This is a genomic window from Acidovorax sp. FG27 (genome assembly GCF_040365715.1).
Classification (GTDB): domain Bacteria; phylum Pseudomonadota; class Gammaproteobacteria; order Burkholderiales; family Burkholderiaceae_C; genus Paracidovorax.
In genome coordinates, this window is the sequence record NZ_BAABVY010000002.1 from 423,905 (window position 1) to 441,970 (window position 18,066).

An 18,066-nucleotide genomic window follows, 5' to 3' on the forward strand; every position below is an offset into this window, starting at 1 on the left:
CAGCTCACTTTTCAGGAGCAAAGCACCATGCCACTGACGCTGGAACAACTCAACGCCGCGCCCGCCGCCCAGGCCCTGGCCCTGCTGGACGGGCTCTACGAGCACTCGCCCTGGATCGCCGAGGCCGCGCTCGCCGAGCGGCCCTTTCGCTCGCTGGCGCAGCTGAAATACGCCCTGGTGCGCGTGCTCGCGCAAGCGCCCCATGAAGCCCAGCTGGCGCTGATCCGCGCCCACCCGGAACTCGCGGGCAAGGCCATGGTGGCGCAATCGCTCACCGCCGAATCGACCAACGAGCAGAGCAAGGCGGGCCTCACGCAATGCACGCCGGAAGAGTTCGCCCGCATCCAGCAGCTCAACGCCGAGTACAACGCGCGCTTCGGCTTCCCGTTCATCCTGGCGGTGCGCGGGCCGCGCGGCACCGGGTTACCGAAGCAGGAAATCATCGACACCTTCGCCCGGCGCCTGGGCAACCCGGTGGACTTCGAGATGGCGGAGGCGCTGCGCAACATACACCGCATCGCCGAGATCCGCCTGAACGACAAGTTCGGCGTCGAACCCACGCTGGGCAACGACGTGTGGGACTGGCAGGAAAAGCTGGCCGTGCACAGCGACCCGGGCTTTGCCGAGCTGGGCCAGCTCACCGTCACCTACCTGACCGACGCGCACCGCGCCTGTGCGCAGCGCATCAGCCACTGGATGCGCGACTGCGGCTTCGACGAGGTCGAGGTGGACGCGGTGGGCAACGTGGTGGGCCGCTACCACGGCGCCACGCCGGATGCCAGGATCCTGATGACCGGCAGCCACTACGACACCGTGCGCAACGGCGGCAAGTACGACGGGCGCCTCGGCATCTTCGTGCCCATGGCCTGCGTGCGCGAGCTGCACCGCGCCGGCCGCCGCCTGCCCTTCGGCATCGAGGTGGTGGGCTTCGCCGAGGAAGAAGGCCAGCGCTACAAGGCCACCTTCCTGGGCTCCGGCGCGCTCATCGGCCACTTCAACAACGCCTGGCTCGACCAGCAGGACGCGGACGGCATCACCATGCGCGAGGCGATGCAGCAGGCGGGCCTGTGCATCGACGACATCCCCAAGCTGCGGCGCGACCCGGCCCGCTACCTGGGCTTCATCGAAGTGCACATCGAACAGGGCCCGGTGCTGAACGAGCTGGGCATTCCGCTGGGCGTGGTCACCTCCATCAACGGCGGCGTGCGCTACGTGTGCGAGATGACCGGCATGGCCAGCCACGCCGGCACCACGCCCATGGGCCGCCGGCGCGACGCCGCCGTGGGCGTGGCCGAACTCGCGCTGTATGTGGAGGCCCGCGCCGCACAGGACGGCGACTCGGTCGGCACCATCGGGCAGCTGCAGGTGCCCAGCGGCTCCATCAACGTGGTGCCGGGCCGCTGCCTCTTCAGCCTGGACCTGCGCGCACCCACCGACCCGCAGCGCAACGCGCTGGAGCGCGACGTGCTGGCCGAACTGGCCGCCATCGCCCAGCGCCGGGGCCTCGGCTACAAGGCGGAACAAGCCATGAAGGCAGCGGCGGCGCCCAGCGCGCCGGCCTGGCAGCAGCGCTGGGAGCGCGCCGTGGACGCGCTGGGCGTGCCCGTCTTCCGCATGCCCAGCGGCGCCGGCCACGACGCCATGAAGCTGCACGAGATCATGCCCCAGGCCATGCTGTTCACGCGCGGCCTGAACGGCGGCATCAGCCACAACCCGCTGGAGAGCACGACTGCCGACGACATGCAGCTGGCCGTCGACGCCTTCACCCACGTATTGAACCAACTCGCCACGGAAACCCCATGAGCAACTACCAGCAACTCGACGCCTGGATCGACCAGCATTTCGACGAGGAAGTGCGCTTCCTTCAGGCCCTCGTGCAGGTGCCCACCGACACGCCGCCGGGCAACAACGCGCCCCACGCCGAACGCACGGCCGAGCTGCTCCAGGGCTTCGGCTTCGAGGCCGAAAAGCACGCCGTGCCCGAGGCCGAGGTGCGCGACTACGGCATGGAGTCGATCACCAACCTGATCGTGCGCCGCCCCTACGGCAGCGGCGGCAGGACCATCGCGCTCAACGCCCACGGCGACGTGGTGCCGCCCGGCGAGGGCTGGACGCACGACCCCTACGGCGCCGAGATCGTGGACGGCAAGATGTACGGCCGCGCCACGGCGGTGAGCAAGAGCGACTTCGCCTCGTTCACCTTCGCCGTGCGGGCGCTCGAAGCGGTGGCCAAACCCGCCAAGGGCGCGGTGGAGCTGCACTTCACCTATGACGAGGAATTCGGCGGCGAACTCGGCCCGGGCTGGCTGCTGAAGAAAGGGCTGACGAAGCCCGACCTGATGATCGCCGCCGGCTTCAGCTACGAAGTGGTCACCGCCCACAACGGCTGCCTGCAGATGGAAGTGACCGTGCACGGCAAGATGGCCCATGCCGCCGTGCCGCACACGGGCGTGGACGCGCTGCAGGGCGCCGTGCACATCCTGAACGCGCTCTACAAGCAGAACACGGCCTACCAGCAGATCACGTCCAGGGTCGAGGGCATCAAGCACCCCTACCTGAACGTGGGCCGCATCGAAGGCGGCACCAACACCAACGTCGTGCCCGGCAAGGTGGTGTTTAAGCTCGACCGCCGCATGATCCCCGAAGAGAACCCGGTCGACGTGGAAGCCGACATCCGCCGCGTGATCGCCGAGGCGGCCGCCGCCAAGTCCGGCATCACGGTGGAGATCAAGCGCCTGCTGCTGGCCAACTCGATGAAGCCGCTGGCCGGCAACGCGCCGCTGGTGAGCGCCATCCAGCGCCACGGCGAGGCCCTCTTCGGCCAACCCATGCCCGCCATGGGCACGCCGCTCTATACCGACGTGCGCCTCTACGGCGAGGCCGGCATTCCCGGCGTGATCTACGGCGCCGGCCCGCGCACCGTGCTGGAATCGCACGCCAAGCGTGCCGACGAGCGCCTGGACCTGGAAGACCTGCGCCGTGCGACCAAGGTGATCGCGCGGGCGCTGAGCGACCTGCTGGCCTGACGCACCGGAACGGACCGCGCTGCGCAGCTTGCAGCACCGCGGACAGCGACGTAACCAAGTGCAGCAATCCGCCGGGGCTCGTGAAGCCCGGCCTAAGGCAACGCTGAACAAGTCCCCGCAATGCGGCGCGCTCTGCTCGGGGGATGGGCTGCAAGGCGCCAACCGCAGCAATAGCCGCAGCTATTGCGAGGATTGGCAACGCAGCAGACCGCCCCCGGCAGAGATGCGCCGCGCGCGAAGGGCTTGTTCAGCGTTGCCCTAAACTCCTCGCGGGTTCTGCGGCGGCCGTGTTCGATGGCGGCGGCCCCGCATCCAACAACGACCCGATCACCGAGGAGACCCTTCCCATGCGACTTCGCCCTACGCTGCTGGCCAGCAGCCTTGCGCTGGCCCTTGCCAGCCTGACCGCCTGCGGCACGTCCGCACAGGCCCCTGCCGCGCCCCAGGCCGCCGTAGTGCAGCCGGCGGCAGACCCGCGCCCCGCCGCTGCGCCCGCACCCGCCGCACCGGCCGTGGCAGCCGCCCCGGCCGCCGTGCAGCAGACTGCGGCGGCCCAGGCGGCCAGCGCGGCCTACGACTTCGACATGGACGTCTTCCACCCGGTCGTCGCGCGCAACGGCATGGTGGCGACCGAGCAGGAACTGGCCTCGAAGATCGGCCTGGACATCCTGAAGGCCGGCGGCAACGCGGTGGACGCGGCTGTGGGCATCGGCTTCGCGCTGGCGGTGGCGCTGCCCAACGCGGGCAACCTGGGCGGCGGCGGCTTCATGGTGGTGCACGACGCCAAGACCGGCAAGAACATCGCGCTCGACTTCCGCGAGATCGCGCCCAAGGGTGCCACCCGCGACATGTACCTGGACGCGAGCGGCAAGGTGGTGGACGGCAAGTCGCTCTACACGCACTACGCCATCGGCGTGCCTGGCACCGTGGCGGGCATGGAACACGCCTTGAAGAGCTGGGGCACGATGCCGCTGGCCAAGGTGATCGCCCCGGCCGCCGCGCTGGCGGACAAGGGATTCCCGGTCAGCGAGACGCTGGCCAAGATCCTGCAGCAGGAAAAGAAGAACATGGGCCAGTGGCCCGCCACCCGCGCCATCTTCTGGAAGAACGGCGAGCCGCTCAAAGCCGGCGACACGCTGGTGCAAAAGGATCTGGCGGCCTCGATGCGCCTGATCGGCCAGCAGGGCGCACGCGCCTTCTACCAGGGCGCGATTGCCCAGAAGATCGCGGCCGAGACCGCGCCGCATGCCGGCGCCGTCACGCTGGCGGACCTGCGCGACTACCAGGTGGTGGAGCGCACGCCCACCACCGGCACCTACCGCGGCTACCAGATCGTCACCATGCCGCCGCCCTCCTCCGGCGGCCCGCACCTAGTGCAGATACTGAACATGCTGGAACCCCTGCCGCTGGCGCAATGGGGCGCCAACAGCGCGCAGACCATCCACTACCTGGCCGAGAGCATGAAGCTGGCCTACGCCGACCGCTCCGAATACCTGGGCGACCCCGCCTTCGTGAAGATTCCGCTGAAGGGGCTGACCTCCAAGGCCTACGCGAACGAGCTGCTCAAGACCATCGACCCCAACGCCGCACGTTCGGGCAGAAGCATCAAGCCCGGCAAGCCGCAGCCCTATGAAAGCGACCAGACCACGCACTACTCGGTGGTGGACAAGGCCGGCAATGCGGTGGCGGTGACGTACACGCTCAACACCAACTTCGGCAGCGGCATCGTCGCCAAGGGCACGGGCATCCTGCTCAACAACGAGATGGACGACTTCTCGGCCAAGCCCGGCGTGGCCAACGCCTACGGCCTGGTGGGCGGCGACGCCAACGCGGTGGCCGCCGGCAAGCGCCCCCTGTCGTCGATGACGCCCACCATGGTGCTCAAGGACGGCAAGCCGGTGCTGGTGACGGGCAGCCCGGGCGGCGCCCGCATCATCACCACCGTACTGCAGACCGTGGTGAACGTGATCGACTTCGGCATGAATCCGGCCGAAGCCGCCAGCACGCCGCGCGTGCACCACCAGTGGACGCCGGACGAGCTGCGCATCGAAAAGGGCCTCTCGCCCGACACCATCGCGCTGCTGAAGGCACGTGGCCACAACGTGCAGCTCAAGGCCTCGATGGGGCGCACGCAGACCATCCAGCTGCGGGGCGACGCGCTGTATGGCTACTCGGACCCGCGCAATCCCGACGGCAAAACCCTGGGTTACTGACCGGCCGCGAGGCGCGGCAGCCGCCGCGCCTTGGCCCACCCCACCCGCTGACCGCACAGCCAGCGGGTTTTTTCATTTCAGGATGACTCCAGCACCGGACTTCGCTGGACTACGCCGCAGCCAGATACAACAGGTTTATCAAGGACTTAGGCGAGTTCAACATATGCCGGTGCTTTCCGAAACTTGACCCAGTTCCCTGTCGCGTGGCTCCCACGTGGCCCTTGGAAACCGGGGTCGTTCAAGGAGTCATCATGGCAAAAATCAAACTCACCAAGTCCGCTGTCGATGCGGCACAACCCCAGGCGCAGGCCATCGAACTGCGCGACACCTTGGTCCCCGGCTTCCTGTGCAAGGTTACACCGGCGGGTCGCAAGGTCTTCATGCTGCAGTACCGGACCAATGCCGGCGAGCGGCGCAAGCCGGCCTTGGGCCTCTACGGCGAGCTGACGATCGACCAAGCCCGCTCGCTGGCTCAAGAATGGCTGGCCCAGGTCCGCCGGGGCGGTGATCCCGGCGCCGATAAGGCCGAGGCGCGCAAGGCGCCCACGGTCAAGGAACTGTGCGCAAAGTTCATGGAGGATCACTCCAAGCAGCGCAACAAGCCCAGCACCCGCCGAGGCTATCAAGGCGTAATCGACCGTTGCATCGTTCCGATGCTGGGCCGCATGAAGGTGCAAGACGTGAAGCGGCCAGACGTGGCCGGCGCGATGAAGAAGATGGCCCACAAGCCCGCCGAGGCGAACCGCGCGTTCAGCGTCATGCGCACGATGTTCAACTTGGCCGAAGTGTGGGGCTACCGGCCCGACGGCACGAATCCGTGCCGTCACGTGCCGATGTTCCCCAATGGCAAGGCGACCCACCTCATCAGCGACGAGGACATGGGCAAGCTGTTCCGGCACCTCGACCGGATCGAGGCCGAGGGGCTGGAGAACTACGTCATCCCGCTGGCGATCCGCCTGCAGTTCGAGTTCGCCGGTCGTCGCTCCGAAATCGTCGCGTTCGAATGGACCTGGGTGGACTTGGAGAACCGGCGCGTGGTTTGGCCTGACAGCAAGACCGGTGGCATGTCCAAGCCCTTGAGCGAGGAAGCTTACCGGCTGCTTTCGAAAGCGCCGCGCCGGGAAGGCATGCCCTACGTCCTGCCGTCGCCGCGCCATCCCGGCAAGCACCTGACCACAGACGAGTATTACGGGATTGGTGTCCTGCTGGCCGTACTGCTGACCGCTTGCGGCCAGCAGCCGGCCGAAGACCTGGCCGCGACCTTGGCCGGTTCCTTCCGTGCGGGCTGGAACGGCGCGGATGTTTGCTCTTGCATCATGCGGTTATCTCAGAGGTCGTGTGTGGCGAACGCCGCTGCCAGTCAATTCGGTTTCGTCGTCGGTGGCGCCTTCGCCGTCGTCGTCCAGGCGTTCGATGCAGGCTTCAAGTAGTTCGTGCAACGCGGCAACGCGCTCGATGCCAAGCCGCTCGTTGAGCGCCACCTGCGCCGCTTTCCACGCGCGCTGCCCCTCGGCTCGCTTCGCTCGTCCGGCCTCGGTCGCTTCGACATGACGGCTGCGGGCATCGTTGCCGGCGCCGATCTTCAACCACCCCTGCGCCACCAGCGGCTGCAAGTTGCGTGTCAATGTCGAAGCGTCCATGTGCATCCGCTTGGCCAGGTCACCCGGGCGGATAGGTCCGAGGCCGACGACGTGCGACAGCAATGCGTACTGCGTGTTCTTCAGGCCCGTCTCACTGGCAAAGCGGTCGTAGTGGCGCGTCACCACGCGCGTGAGCTGGCGCAGCTTGAGATTCGTGCAGCCTTGAGGCTTGGCGGTGGTCTTCATGTGATATATTGTACCTACAATTGTTGTATATGCAATTAATTGGAGAAAAGGCGGTAGCGGATGCAAGTCGATGAAATCGTCGCTCAATGGGAAGCGGACTAAGCGCGTGTGCGCGCACGCCAGAGTGCGCCAGGTGCAGAGCCCAGGGGCAAGGTCTTCGGCCGCTCAGGCATGGAGATGTTCGAGGCGATCTTCGCTGGCGAGCTGCCACCTCCGCCGATCAACGAGACGGCCGACATCCTCGGGATTCACATCGAGCCGGGGATCGCGGTCTTCCAGGGGCGGCCGGACCGGCGCCACTACAACCCGCTGGGCACCGTGCATGGCGGCTGGTTCGCCACGCTGCTCGACTCGGCCCTGGGCTGTGCAGTCCATTCGACCTTACCCGCGGGAAAGGGCTTCACGACCCTGGAACTCAAGGTGAACATGCTGCGCGCTCTCAATACGGATGTGCCCTTGGTGCGCGCCGAAGGCAAGTTGATTCACGCCGGGCGCCAGGTCGCTGTGGCCGACGGCCAGATCGTCGGCCCGGACGGAAAGATCTACGCGCACGCCACCACGACCTGCCTGATCTTCGATCACGCAGTTTCTCGCGACGCGGCTTGAAAGCCGCCGTCATCGTTTTTCTGGAGACTCTCATGGCCCAAACCGACATCGTTCTTTGCTCGCCCGTCCGCACAGCGATCGGCACCTTTGGCGGTGCGCTGAAAGACACGCCGGCACCCGCGCTGGGTGCGGTGGTGGTCCGCGAAACCCTGCGCCGCGCAGCGCTCGCGCCCGACGCCATCGATGCCGTGGTGCTCGGCCAGGTGATCCAGGCCGGCGCCAGGATGAACCCCGCGCGCCAGGCCGCCATCGGCGGCGGACTGCCGGTGAGCGTGCCGGCATTGACCGTCAACCGCGTGTGCGGCTCGGGCGCCCAGGGCATCGCGAGCGCGGCGCTCGAAATCGCGGCCGGCCATGCCCGCGCGGTGATCGCCGGAGGCATGGAGAACATGGACCAGGCACCCTATCTGGCTCCGGGCGCACGTTGGGGCAACCGCATGGGCGATGCGCAGATGCTCGACAGTTTGCTGCGCGACGGCCTCAACGATGCGTTCAGCGGTCAGCACTCGGGTTGGCACACCGAGGACCTGGTGGCTCAGTTCGCGATCACACGCGAGGACCAGGACCGTTGGGCGGCGCGTTCGCAGCAGCGCTTTAGCGCCGCCCAGGCCGAAGGGAAGTTCGACGAGGAAATCGTCCCGGTTGAACTGGCCAGCCGCAAGGGGCCGGTGAACTTCGCGAGGGATGAAGCCAATCGGCCGGAGACGACGGTTGAGACGCTCGCCAAGCTCAAGCCTGCATTCCGCAAGGACGGCACCATCACCGCAGGCAACGCACCGGGGCTCAACAGCGGCGCGTCGGCCATGATCGTGGCCGAACGCGGCTTCGCCGAGAAGCACGGGCTGCGCCCGTGGGCGCGACTGGTCTCCCACGCGGTGGCGGCCGTCGAGCCGGGCCTGTTCGGACTCGGCCCGATCCCCGCCGTCAAGCTCGCGCTGGAGCGCGCGCGGTGGCGGCATACGGACATCGAGCGCATCGAGATCAACGAGGCCTTCGCCGCGATCGCGCTGGCCTGCCTGCGCGAGCTGGGACTACCGGAGGATGTCGTCAACGTCGAAGGCGGCGCGATCGCCCACGGCCACGCCATCGGGGCGACAGGTGCGGTGCTGACCACGCGCCTGCTGCATTCGATGCGCCGTGATGGCATCAAGCGTGGCGTCGTGACGCTGTGCATCGGTGGCGGCCAAGGCATTGCGCTCGCGCTCGAAGCGCTCTGAAAGGACACCTCCATGCCCCTCTATCTTGACGACATCGCGCCGGGCCAGCGATTCAACGGCACCACGCGCATACGCATCGAGGATGACCGCATCAGGACTTTCGCCGCTGAATTCGATCCCCAGCCTTTCCACCTCGACGAAGCGGCTGCCGCTGCTTCAATCTTCCGCGGCCTGGCCGCCAGTGGCTGGCACACCGCCGCCGTGACGATGCGACTGCTTGTGGACAGTGAGTTCAAGCCTGCAGGTGGCATCGTCGGCGCGGGCTTCGATGAGCTGCGTTGGCCGCGGCCGTTGCGACCAGGCGACGAGCTGCGCGTTGAAAGCGAAGTGCTGGAAGTGCGTCCATCGAAATCCAGGCCCGAACAGGGGCTGGTCAAACTGCGCACCACCACGCTCAATCAAGACGGCGAGCCCGTGCAGATTTCGGTAGGCAACGTCTTGGTTCCCTGCCGCCCTGGGTCGTAGTGCCAGCATGCCGCGCTTGTTCCTCACCATTGGAGAAATCTATGAAATACACCGCCTTTGGCAGTACCGGCCTCAAGGTGTCACAGGTATCACTTGGCACGGGAAACTTTGGAACCGGCTGGGGCTACGGTGCCGATCCCGATGTCAGCACGAGCATTTTCAATGCCTATGCTGAGGCTGGCGGCAACTTCATCGATTCGGCCGACGTCTACCAATTCGGACAATCCGAGGAGTTGCTTGGTACCTTGCTGGAGGGCCGGCGAGACAACTTCGTGCTGGCTACCAAGTTCACCCGTGGCGCCGACCCCAACGCCAACCAGTTGGTCATTGGCAACAGCCGCAAGGCCATGATCGCCTCGCTGGAGGCGAGCCTGAAGCGGCTGAGAACCGACCGGATCGACATCTACTGGGTACATTGGCCCGATGGTGTTACGCCCACGGAGGAGATCGTCCGAGGCTTCGAGGACTTGGCGCGCGCCGGCAAGATCCTCTATGCAGGCCTCTCGAACTTCCCGGCCTGGCGTTTGGCCCGTGCGGTGACGCTGGCCGAACTTAGCAGGGCCGTTCCGATCGCGGCCGCGCAGTTCGAGCACAGCCTGGTCCGGCGCGAAGCCGAGGTCGACCTGTTCCCGGCGTCGCATGCCTTAGGCCTCGGCATCGTCACCTGGTCGCCGCTGGGAGGTGGCATGCTGACCGGCAAGTACCGCAAGGGCGAGAAAGGCCGAGCGGAGGGCTTTGGCGGCAAGGTGTTCCAGCCCGAGAACTCCGCGCAGCGCACTGATGTGCTCAACACGGTGATTGCCATCGCCGGAGAACTCGGCGCGACACCGGGTCAAGTCGCGATTGCTTGGGCAGGCACCCACGGTTCCGTACCAATCATCGGGCCCCGGTCGCCAGAGCAACTGGCGGACAATCTGGGAGCTCTATCGCTCACGCTGTCAGCCGAACAGGTCGGGCGGCTCGATAAGGTGAGCAGCCCCGTCGCCTTGGCGCCGGCGCGGACGCCGATCCCTTGGGCCGAGGGTGTGGCGCCTAAGGTTATTGCCTGACCCCCACACAACGGCGCGAGGAGATGCCCAGGGAAACTGGCAAGCCGGCGCACGCGGGCCACCCTCGCCGGCGACCTGTCGGTCGCCGTACTCGGCGCGCTGATGTGTCGCTGCAACCGCAGCGGCGTAGCGCAGGCGAGCAGGCCCATCTCGCACATGCTCGAAGCCTTCATAACCGGGGATCGGGATTTAGGAGATCGGCCAAATTCAAGGCCGCGCCGACCAAGCCGTAGCTCATGGCCGGCAGGATTCGCTAGGCATCACTTCAACCGAACGACCACTTTTCCTTTGGCTCGACCCTGCGCCAGGTATTCCAAACCTTCCTTGGCCTGTTCGAAGGGAAACACCCTGTCGATGACCGGTCGAATCTGTCCCGATTCCAGCAAATCGCTGATTTCACTCAGTTGCTTACCATCAGGTCGCACGAAGAGGAACGAGTAGTCGACGCCCTTTCTGGCAGCCAGCCCTTTGATCTTGCGACTCATCAAACTGAACACGAACCGCAGAACGAAGTTCAGCCCACGCGCGCGCGCAAACTGTGCGTCCAGAGGCCCGATGAGCGAGACGATCTTGCCGCCGGATCTCAAAATGCCCACGGACTTCTCGATCTCGTCGCCTCGGAGGGTACCGAGCACCATGTCGTAGCCGCGCAGCACTTTCTCGAACTGCTGCTTCTTATAGTCGACCACTTCGTCGGCACCAAGCTCACTGACCAACTGCACATTGGAAGTGCTGGTGGAGGTTCCGACCTTGGCCCCCATGTGCTTGGCCAACTGGATCGCGAAGGTGCCGATGCCGCCCGATCCCGCCGGGACGAAGACCTTCTGGCCTCTTTGCAGCTTTGCGCGCTCCTTCATGGCTTGCCACGAAGTCAGCCCCACCATGGGGACGGAGGCTGCCTGAACGAAATCCAGCTTGCTCGGTTTGGGAGCCGCCGCGTGTTCAGGCACCACCGCGAACTCGGCGAGTGAGCCTTTGCCGAGATCGAACAGGCAGGCAAACACGGCATCGCCCGGCTTGAATCGCGTCACACGGCCGCCGACCTGCTTCACCACGCCGGCCAGGTCGCTGCCCATGGTGGCGGGCAGATCGAATTTCAGCACGGCCTTGAACATGCCGGTGGGAATCATGTTGTCGATCGGATTCAAGCCCACCGCATGCACCTCGACGAGCATCTCGTCGGGCTGGAGTGTGGGAACGGCGATGTCGGTGAATCCGATGTCGGGCGATTTGCCGTAGCGTTTGAAGGTGAGCGCTTTCATGGTAGGCCTCATGGGTGTTAATGGAAGTTCGAAGGAACTGAAAAGAGAGCGATGTGTGGCCCTATGGAGTTGCCACCCCGGCAGCTCATCCATTGACATCCACGACCGTGCGACCACGCACCTGGCCTTGTAGAACCGGTGCCGAAAGATTCAGGACGTCTGCCAGCCCCACCACCTGCGTGGCACGTGCGAGCTTGCCCAAGTCCAGATCGCGGGCCAGACGCGCCCAGGCATCTTCCCGCGCCTCGCGAGGCGCATTGACCGAGTCGATGCCGGCAAGCGTCACGTTGCGCAGGATGAAAGGCAATACCGAGCCGGGCAAATCGGCACCCTGCGCAAGACCGAAAGCAGCGACGGCACCGCGGTAGCGCGTTTGTGCCAGAACATTGGCCAACGTGTGGCTGCCCACCGAGTCGATGGCTCCTGCCCAGCGCTCCTTGGCGATGGGCGCGCCCGCCTCGGACAACGTGCGACGGTCGATCACCTCGGCGGCGCCCAGCGCTTGCAGATAGGCGGTCTCTTCAAGACGCCCCGTCGAGGCCACGACCCGATACCCGAGCTGGGACAGCAAGGCGATGGCCACGGAGCCGGCACCGCCACCCGCTCCCGTCACCAGCACGTCACCCCTGTCCGGCGTCACACCAGCATGCTCCAGCGCAAGCACGGACAGCATGGCCGTGTAGCCCGCCGTGCCAACGGCCATGGCATCCCGCGTCGAAAGTACCGGTGGAAGCTTGATCAGCCAGTCCCCCGGCACGCGCGCTTTCTGCGCGAAACCACCATGGTGGGTCTGACTCAGCCCCCAGCCGTTGGCGACCACGCGCTCGCCGATCGCAAAGCCGGGGTGCGACGACGATTCCACCGTGCCGGCGAAGTCGATGCCAGGGATCAGCGAAAACTGGCGGATCACCGGTGATCGGCCACTGAGCGCCAAGGCGTCCTTGTAGTTGAACGTCGAGTAGTCGATGGCGACGGTGACGTCACCTGGCATGAGTTCGGTCTCGTCGAAATCGACGAGCGAGGTGGTGATCGCATCGCCGCTTTTGCGGCTCAGCAGTGCCTTGAATGTCATGGTCGTCTCTCCTTGTGGTCGGGGGTCATATGTCGATCATCATGTCGTCGGGCAAAAAAGAGCGTGCCTTTCATGGCACGACGACGAGACGGTGTCGCGCGGCGTGAAGGATCGCGTCGGACAGTACGGGTTCGTCGACGGCGCGAGCCAATACCACCGCTCCAATCATCGTGGCAGCAGTCGCCAACGCGCGCTCGCGCGACGCCTGACTGCCCGCATCGGGTGCGTGGCGCGCGACGATGTCCAATAGTGCTTTGATGCGCCCAGTCGCGGCGCGCCGCACCGTGGGCGATTGGCGCGGTATCTCCGTGCCCAGCGCCGCGGCCGGGCATCCATGCGCTGGGTCACGCACGTGTGCGTCGGAAAGATAAGCCTCCAACAAGGCCCGATGCCCATGGCCTGCAGGCGCTGTCTGCGTGATGCACAGGAAGGTATCGACCACTTCAGCGCCTGCACGGTCGATCAGCTCGGCCAGCATCGCCTCGCGCGAAGGGAAGTGGGCGTAGAAGCCGCCGTGCGTGAGTCCGGCCAGTTTCATGATGTCGGCAATTCCGATGCCGTCGAAGCCGTGGCGACGGATTGCGCGCGCTCCGACTTCGACGATGCGGGCATGCGTCGATTCCTTGGATTTCCTCGACGACCGGCCTTGGGGTGCGGCGCCGTCGTTGGGTAGGTCACGTTTGCGTTGCAAAGTCTTGCCCTTGCTTAACCGCGCGCCCGCAGGCGCCGCGTACGGAATGTGCCCCAGCCACTGTGGAGGGCGGATTTCAGGAAAGCCGCTAGTCCGCTCTCATCGGGCCGGGGGGCTTGTCCTTTGGCGATGCGCTTGAGCTGGCGCGTGTACCACAGCACCTCCATGATGCCCATGCGGTCGACTGCCTTCAGACCAGTGCGGATGGGGCGCACCTGCTGGTCGCTGTCGCGTCCCTGGAGCAATGCCGCAGGCGCGTCGGGATCGATCGCCAACAGCCGCGCCAGGCCCACCACGTCGAGCGCGCCAGCGCGCAGGGCGGCGTTCATGCCGGCAACGGTACGGAACCCGCCTGTCACCATCAGCGGCACCGCTACGGCGGCGCGCACCTTCTCGGCGAATGCGAGGAAGTAAGCCTCGCGGGAAGCAGTGGAAGCCTTCTTCGGCGCCTGCATCGCGCCGCTCATGGCCGGCGCCTCGTAGGTACCACCGGAGATTTCGATCAGGTCGATGCCTGCCTCCACCAGCGCGTGGATCGTCTCGATCGACTCTTCCTCCGTAAAGCCACCGCGCTGGAAGTCGGCCGAATTGAGCTTGATCGCCACGGCGAAGTCCGGCCCGACCTGGCGTCGAATCTCCTCATAGACCGCCAGCACGAAGCGCCGCCGCTTCTCGGCACTGCCGCCCCATTCGTCGGTGCGGCGGTTGTGGTGCGGCGAAAGGAATTGGTTGACCAAATAACCGTGCGCCCCGTGGATCTCCACGCCACTGAATCCTGCCTGCTTGCAGATGGCCGCGCTACGCCCGAAGCGCGCGATGATGTCCTGCATCTCGGCCGGCGTGGCTTCGCGCGGCGTCTCGAAGAACGCCGCCATGTCCTCGCGGAAGGGCACGGCCGATGGCGCGAGGTTGTAAGCGTTCAAGCCCTTGGTCGACTGCTTGCCGGGATGGTTGAGCTGCGCCCAGATCGCCGCGCCCTGGTCGGTGGCCGCTTGCGCCCATTGCTGCAGCACGGGCAGGTCCGAATCGTCTTCGATCACCACGTTGCCTGGTTCGCCGAGCGCGCGGCGGTCGATCATCACGTTGCCGGTCACTATCAAGCCCAGTCCCGACGCGGCCCAGCGCCGGTACAACCGCACCAGTTCCTGCGTTGGCCGGTTGTCATAGGTACCCAGCGTTTCGCTCATCGCCGCCTTGGCCAGGCGGTTGCGCAGCACGCTGCCGTTGGGCAGTTGCAGGGGCTGGTTGAGCGGGTTCGAATCCATGGGCATCTCGATAGGCTGCGGGTCAGGGCGAAAGCATCGAAAAGAATGCGTCGTCAAAACGCGGTGCGTTCGTACGGTGAGGGCTTCTTCGGAGGTTGCAGGAACGCGGTAAGGCGCTGGAACCACATGACCTCCAGGAAGTCGCCGTGGATGACCAGGTCCTGGTTGCCCAGTGCACGCAGGAAGGCCCCCTGGCTGTCCTTGGCCGACAGCGTCGCGAAACCCGTGCCGGCGTCCTTGAAGCTGAAGGTGAACCGCGGCTGGTCCACGAGTCCGGCCACGGAGCGGATGGCGCCGTCGCGGAGGAAGAAGGTCCGGCCGACGCCGGCCTCGGTGCGGATCTGGAACACCAGATCCTTGCCGGCGACGTAGCGGGCGCAATCGGGGTTGGTCTTGATCTGGCGTTGCAACAGTTGCGTGAGCATCCACAGCAGGAATTTGAACTTGAGCATGGTCGTCACCCTTGTTCGCCGAGGAAGTGCACGGCGTGGTGCAGGAAGCGCTGCGGGTACTGGAACTGCGCACCGTGCCCTGCATCGGGGTAGATGAACAACTGCGCATTGGGGAAGTTGCGCGCCATGTAGAAGGAGTTGACGGTGGGCACCATCACGTCGTGCACGCCGTTCAGGATGAAGGTCGGCTGGTGGATCGTGCGCAGGTAGGCAAACGGGTCGTCTTCCGACACGCGCGGCAGGTAGTGCATGTTGGCTTCGATCTGCGCGGCGGCCACCGCCTGCGAGGAGGGCGGATCCTGGTCGGCGCGCGCGTGGCGGCGCTCCCAGAACGCACGTGCCGCCTGCCTGGCCTTCTCGGAGCGCCCGAAGAACAGGTACTCGAAATCCTCGAAGACCGGCATCGGGCGCGGCGCCGTGGTCAGGGCCTTGGGTTCCATCTCGGGATCGCCGCCTCGCGGACCGGTGCCCAGCAGCATCAGCTTGCGCACCAGGTCCGGATGGCGCCAGGTCAGGTCCAGCGCCTGGAAGCCGCCGAGCGAAAAGCCCAGCACGTCGATCTTTTCCAGGCCGAGCGCATGAACGGCTGCGGCTGCGTCGTCGGCCATGTCCTCGATGCGCGTGCGCGGCGTGCCCGTGGAGGATGCGACGCCTCGGCCGTTGAAAAGGATGACCTCGCGGCCTTGAGCTAGGCCATCCGTCATCAACGGGTCCCAGTGGTCCATGCCGCCACGGAAGTGCTGCAGCATCAGCAGGGGCGGCTGCGCGGTGGCAGTGTTGCCCCAGCGGCGGTAGGCGAACCGGGCGCCATCGACCTCGACGTGGCGGGTCTGTGCAGTGATATGGCTGTCGGTCATTGTCCGTTCCTCGGGTTGCCAAGTCATTTCGCCAGGAACGCGAGTGCCCGAGGCACGAAGTCCTCGTGAAACTGGAAAATGCCGCCGTGCCCAGCGTCGGGATAGACGATCAGTTCACTGTTCGGCAAGCGCTTGGCCAGGTCGTAGGTGTTTTCGATCGGGACCATGCGATCATGATCGCCGTTGGCCACGAGCGCGGGTTGCGTCACCACGGAGAGATCCTGCGCTGGTTTCCGGCCCCACGCCTTCAAGGCACGGAGCTGGGCCAGATACGCCCGCACCGAGATCTCCTTGTCGCGGTTGTCCGTACGCTCCTGCAGGCGGCCGAGGAAATTCCTGCCGGCCGCGATGCCGTTGGGTGTGCGCGTGAAGAACAGGTACTGCTTGGGATCCTGGCCGGTGAAGATCGCGCGCATCAGGTCGTAATTCGCCACGCCCGCCACCGTGCTGATGCCCGGCCCCCCTGCGGGTCCCGTCCCTGCCAGGATGAGCTTGCGCACCAGTTGCGGCTCCTTCAGCACGATCTCCTGGGCGATCATGCCGCCCATCGAGAAGCCGAGCAGATCGACCTGCGTGAAGCCCTTGGCCTGGATGAATGAAATGGCGTCGTCGGCCATCTGTTCGATGGTGTCGGCCGGCTTGCCGGTGCTGGCGCCGATGCCGCGATTGTCGAAGGCGATGACGTGGTGCGTGGCTGCAATGCCATCCACCAAACGCGGATCCCAGTTGTCCAGCACGGCTGCCAGGTGCACCAGGAAGATCACCGGCGTGCCGCTGTGCTGCCCCAACTCACGGTAGGCATAGTCCATCCCGTCGACCGTGATGAACTGCGTGGGCACGGTTTTCCATGTGGCGTTTTGCGTGGTCGTTGCGCTGGTGGTGGTGCGCGCGGTCGTCGACGGCTTGTCGGCCGTGGCGCAGGCGGACAGCAGCGCTGCAGACAGCGCGAGCAGGCACAGGCTGGCGCGTGAAAGGTAAGACATGGTTCTTCTCCGGGTCAGATGGGTGGAGGTTTCTGGAAAATCGGGACGGTGACTGAGGGCATTTGCGCGGTTGTCCTGGCCGAAACGCTCACTTCAACTGCTTGGATTGACCGATGTAGTGCCCCAGGCGACGCTCAAGCTCAGCGGGGCCGTGCTGGGCAGCAAGTTGCCCCATGCGGGGCCGCTGCGCCTGAAAACCCGGCCAGGCCAGCGACTGGCTGTATTCGGCGTAGGCGGCGTGCAAGTCGCCGTCCGGTGGCAGCGTGGCGCGATTGACCTGTGCCTTGGCGCCTGCCAGAGCCTGTTTGTCGAAGCTGGCCAGCCGCTGCGACAGTGCGTCGACAAAGGCATCGAGTTCGGCGTCAGGGAGCGCGCGGGTGACCATGCCCAGGCGCTCGGCATCGGCACCGCCGTAGTCCTGGCTGCTCAGGATGACCTCCAGGGCGCGGTCGCGGCCTGCCAGGCGCGGCAGGCGCTCAGTGCCGCCGCCGCCCGGCAAGATGCCCGTGCCGACTTCGGGTTGGCCGAAGAAAGCCTTCTCGATGCTGGCATAACGCAGGTCGCAGGCCAGTGCGAACTCATTGCCGCCGCCTCGGGTGCGCCCGCGAACGCTGGCAATGCTGACGACCGGCAGTTTGCTCAGGCGCAGCACCAGGTCGGTCCAGGTGGACATGGCAGGCGTGCCCGGCAATACGGGGAAGTCCTTTGCTTTGGCCAAGTCGAAGTGATTGATGAAGTAGCCCTCGACCATGCTGTCGAACACCACGACCCGCACGCTGGGGTCGCGTTCGAGTTCCAGCACCAGGGCGTGCAAGGCAGATACCAGCTCTGGCACGACGAGGTTGAAGGGTGGGTTTCTGACCGTGATCCGCCAGAGTTGAGGCGTATGTTTGGTCACCTGCAGCAACGAAGCGCCCGGCTCGGGCGCTGCGTTGGCGGTGGAACCCGTCTGCGGCTGTGCGACAGCGGGTACGGATGCGGCAATTGAGGTCACGCCGGCTGCGGCCATGGCGACGAAGCCGCGGCGCGTCCATTCGTGTGACGGGGCTCCGCCGGGTGTGTTGCTGGCTTGTTTGTTCATG

General features: G+C 66.0%; 17 protein-coding genes. 8 read left to right on the forward strand and 9 right to left on the reverse strand.

The window, feature by feature from the left end; all coding sequences use genetic code 11:
* The first annotated feature begins 27 nt into the window (after positions 1–27).
* From uraD to ABWV53_RS02460, 4 genes are all read left to right on the forward strand, one after another.
* Entirely contained in the window at positions 28–1,803 is a 1,776-nt protein-coding gene (gene uraD / locus ABWV53_RS02445) for a 2-oxo-4-hydroxy-4-carboxy-5-ureidoimidazoline decarboxylase (protein ID WP_353362540.1), read from the forward strand.
* Positions 1,800–3,026 (forward strand): M20 family metallopeptidase, encoded by a 1,227-nt coding sequence (locus tag ABWV53_RS02450; protein WP_353362542.1) that lies wholly within the window; start codon positions 1,800–1,802, stop codon positions 3,024–3,026. Before uraD ends, ABWV53_RS02450 begins: the two co-directional genes overlap by 4 nt.
* A 347-nt stretch (positions 3,027–3,373) precedes the next feature.
* Positions 3,374–5,239 (forward strand): gamma-glutamyltransferase, encoded by a 1,866-nt coding sequence (ggt, locus tag ABWV53_RS02455; protein WP_353362544.1) that lies wholly within the window; start codon positions 3,374–3,376, stop codon positions 5,237–5,239.
* Between the two features lie 251 nt (positions 5,240–5,490).
* Complete coding sequence (locus tag ABWV53_RS02460; protein WP_353362546.1) at positions 5,491–6,669, forward strand: tyrosine-type recombinase/integrase; 1,179 nt, start codon at positions 5,491–5,493, stop codon at positions 6,667–6,669.
* Here ABWV53_RS02460 and ABWV53_RS02465 read toward each other — a convergent pair.
* Entirely contained in the window at positions 6,562–7,065 is a 504-nt protein-coding gene (locus ABWV53_RS02465; RefSeq protein ID WP_353362548.1) for a MarR family winged helix-turn-helix transcriptional regulator, read from the reverse strand. The two genes, ABWV53_RS02460 and ABWV53_RS02465, sit on opposite strands and share 108 nt — an antisense overlap.
* A 171-nt stretch (positions 7,066–7,236) precedes the next feature.
* Between ABWV53_RS02465 and ABWV53_RS02470 the strand changes: the two genes are divergently transcribed.
* The 4 genes from ABWV53_RS02470 to ABWV53_RS02485 are packed head-to-tail and all read left to right on the forward strand — an operon-like array spanning position 7,237 to position 10,402.
* Complete coding sequence (locus ABWV53_RS02470) at positions 7,237–7,671, forward strand: PaaI family thioesterase (protein ID WP_502903815.1); 435 nt, start codon at positions 7,237–7,239, stop codon at positions 7,669–7,671.
* Positions 7,672–7,703: 32 nt separating this feature from the next.
* The gene (locus ABWV53_RS02475) at positions 7,704–8,888 is read left to right on the forward strand and encodes a thiolase family protein (RefSeq protein WP_353362552.1); all 1,185 of its coding nucleotides are present in this window, start codon (positions 7,704–7,706) and stop codon (positions 8,886–8,888) included.
* Between the two features lie 12 nt (positions 8,889–8,900).
* Positions 8,901–9,353 (forward strand): MaoC family dehydratase, encoded by a 453-nt coding sequence (locus ABWV53_RS02480; RefSeq protein ID WP_353362554.1) that lies wholly within the window; start codon positions 8,901–8,903, stop codon positions 9,351–9,353.
* 41 nt (positions 9,354–9,394) lie between these two features.
* Complete coding sequence (locus ABWV53_RS02485) at positions 9,395–10,402, forward strand: aldo/keto reductase (RefSeq protein WP_353362556.1); 1,008 nt, start codon at positions 9,395–9,397, stop codon at positions 10,400–10,402.
* A 260-nt stretch (positions 10,403–10,662) separates the two neighbouring features.
* Here ABWV53_RS02485 and ABWV53_RS02490 read toward each other — a convergent pair whose 3' ends face one another.
* From ABWV53_RS02490 to ABWV53_RS02525, 8 genes are all read right to left on the reverse strand, one after another.
* Entirely contained in the window at positions 10,663–11,664 is a 1,002-nt protein-coding gene (locus tag ABWV53_RS02490) for an NADP-dependent oxidoreductase (protein WP_353362558.1), read from the reverse strand.
* Positions 11,665–11,749: 85 nt separating this feature from the next.
* A complete protein-coding gene (acuI, locus tag ABWV53_RS02495) occupies positions 11,750–12,736 on the reverse strand; it encodes an acrylyl-CoA reductase (NADPH) (RefSeq protein ID WP_353362560.1) in 987 nt (328 codons plus the stop codon).
* A 70-nt stretch (positions 12,737–12,806) separates the two neighbouring features.
* Complete coding sequence (locus tag ABWV53_RS02500; protein ID WP_353362562.1) at positions 12,807–13,427, reverse strand: TetR/AcrR family transcriptional regulator; 621 nt, start codon at positions 13,425–13,427, stop codon at positions 12,807–12,809.
* Positions 13,428–13,441: 14 nt separating this feature from the next.
* A complete protein-coding gene (locus ABWV53_RS02505; RefSeq protein ID WP_502903816.1) occupies positions 13,442–14,692 on the reverse strand; it encodes an NADH:flavin oxidoreductase/NADH oxidase family protein in 1,251 nt (416 codons plus the stop codon).
* Between the two features lie 53 nt (positions 14,693–14,745).
* Positions 14,746–15,144, reverse strand: a complete 399-nt coding sequence (locus tag ABWV53_RS02510; protein WP_353362566.1) for a helicase — start codon at positions 15,142–15,144, stop codon at positions 14,746–14,748.
* A 5-nt stretch (positions 15,145–15,149) separates the two neighbouring features.
* The gene (locus ABWV53_RS02515) at positions 15,150–16,001 is read right to left on the reverse strand and encodes an alpha/beta fold hydrolase (RefSeq protein ID WP_353362568.1); all 852 of its coding nucleotides are present in this window, start codon (positions 15,999–16,001) and stop codon (positions 15,150–15,152) included.
* A gap of 23 nt (positions 16,002–16,024) precedes the next feature.
* The gene (locus ABWV53_RS02520) at positions 16,025–16,810 is read right to left on the reverse strand and encodes an alpha/beta fold hydrolase (RefSeq protein WP_502903821.1); all 786 of its coding nucleotides are present in this window, start codon (positions 16,808–16,810) and stop codon (positions 16,025–16,027) included.
* Positions 16,811–17,072: 262 nt separating this feature from the next.
* Positions 17,073–18,065 (reverse strand): enoyl-CoA hydratase/isomerase family protein, encoded by a 993-nt coding sequence (locus ABWV53_RS02525; protein WP_353362572.1) that lies wholly within the window; start codon positions 18,063–18,065, stop codon positions 17,073–17,075.
* Position 18,066 lies beyond the last annotated feature (1 nt).

What these genes read in the sequence shown, in the direction of transcription:
- uraD (WP_353362540.1), top strand. Translation starts at nt 28, where the DNA reads ATGCCACTGACGCTGGAACAACTCAACGCCGCGCCCGCCGCCCAGGCC.
- ABWV53_RS02450 (WP_353362542.1), top strand. Translation starts at nt 1,800, where the DNA reads ATGAGCAACTACCAGCAACTCGACGCCTGGATCGACCAGCATTTCGAC.
- ggt (WP_353362544.1), top strand. Translation starts at nt 3,374, where the DNA reads ATGCGACTTCGCCCTACGCTGCTGGCCAGCAGCCTTGCGCTGGCCCTT.
- ABWV53_RS02460 (WP_353362546.1), top strand. Translation starts at nt 5,491, where the DNA reads ATGGCAAAAATCAAACTCACCAAGTCCGCTGTCGATGCGGCACAACCC.
- ABWV53_RS02465 (WP_353362548.1), bottom strand. Translation starts at nt 7,065, where the DNA reads ATGAAGACCACCGCCAAGCCTCAAGGCTGCACGAATCTCAAGCTGCGC.
- ABWV53_RS02470 (WP_502903815.1), top strand. Translation starts at nt 7,237, where the DNA reads ATGGAGATGTTCGAGGCGATCTTCGCTGGCGAGCTGCCACCTCCGCCG.
- ABWV53_RS02475 (WP_353362552.1), top strand. Translation starts at nt 7,704, where the DNA reads ATGGCCCAAACCGACATCGTTCTTTGCTCGCCCGTCCGCACAGCGATC.
- ABWV53_RS02480 (WP_353362554.1), top strand. Translation starts at nt 8,901, where the DNA reads ATGCCCCTCTATCTTGACGACATCGCGCCGGGCCAGCGATTCAACGGC.
- ABWV53_RS02485 (WP_353362556.1), top strand. Translation starts at nt 9,395, where the DNA reads ATGAAATACACCGCCTTTGGCAGTACCGGCCTCAAGGTGTCACAGGTA.
- ABWV53_RS02490 (WP_353362558.1), bottom strand. Translation starts at nt 11,664, where the DNA reads ATGAAAGCGCTCACCTTCAAACGCTACGGCAAATCGCCCGACATCGGA.
- acuI (WP_353362560.1), bottom strand. Translation starts at nt 12,736, where the DNA reads ATGACATTCAAGGCACTGCTGAGCCGCAAAAGCGGCGATGCGATCACC.
- ABWV53_RS02505 (WP_502903816.1), bottom strand. Translation starts at nt 14,692, where the DNA reads ATGGATTCGAACCCGCTCAACCAGCCCCTGCAACTGCCCAACGGCAGC.
- ABWV53_RS02510 (WP_353362566.1), bottom strand. Translation starts at nt 15,144, where the DNA reads ATGCTCAAGTTCAAATTCCTGCTGTGGATGCTCACGCAACTGTTGCAA.
- ABWV53_RS02515 (WP_353362568.1), bottom strand. Translation starts at nt 16,001, where the DNA reads ATGACCGACAGCCATATCACTGCACAGACCCGCCACGTCGAGGTCGAT.
- ABWV53_RS02520 (WP_502903821.1), bottom strand. Translation starts at nt 16,810, where the DNA reads ATGGACTATGCCTACCGTGAGTTGGGGCAGCACAGCGGCACGCCGGTG.
- ABWV53_RS02525 (WP_353362572.1), bottom strand. Translation starts at nt 18,065, where the DNA reads ATGAACAAACAAGCCAGCAACACACCCGGCGGAGCCCCGTCACACGAA.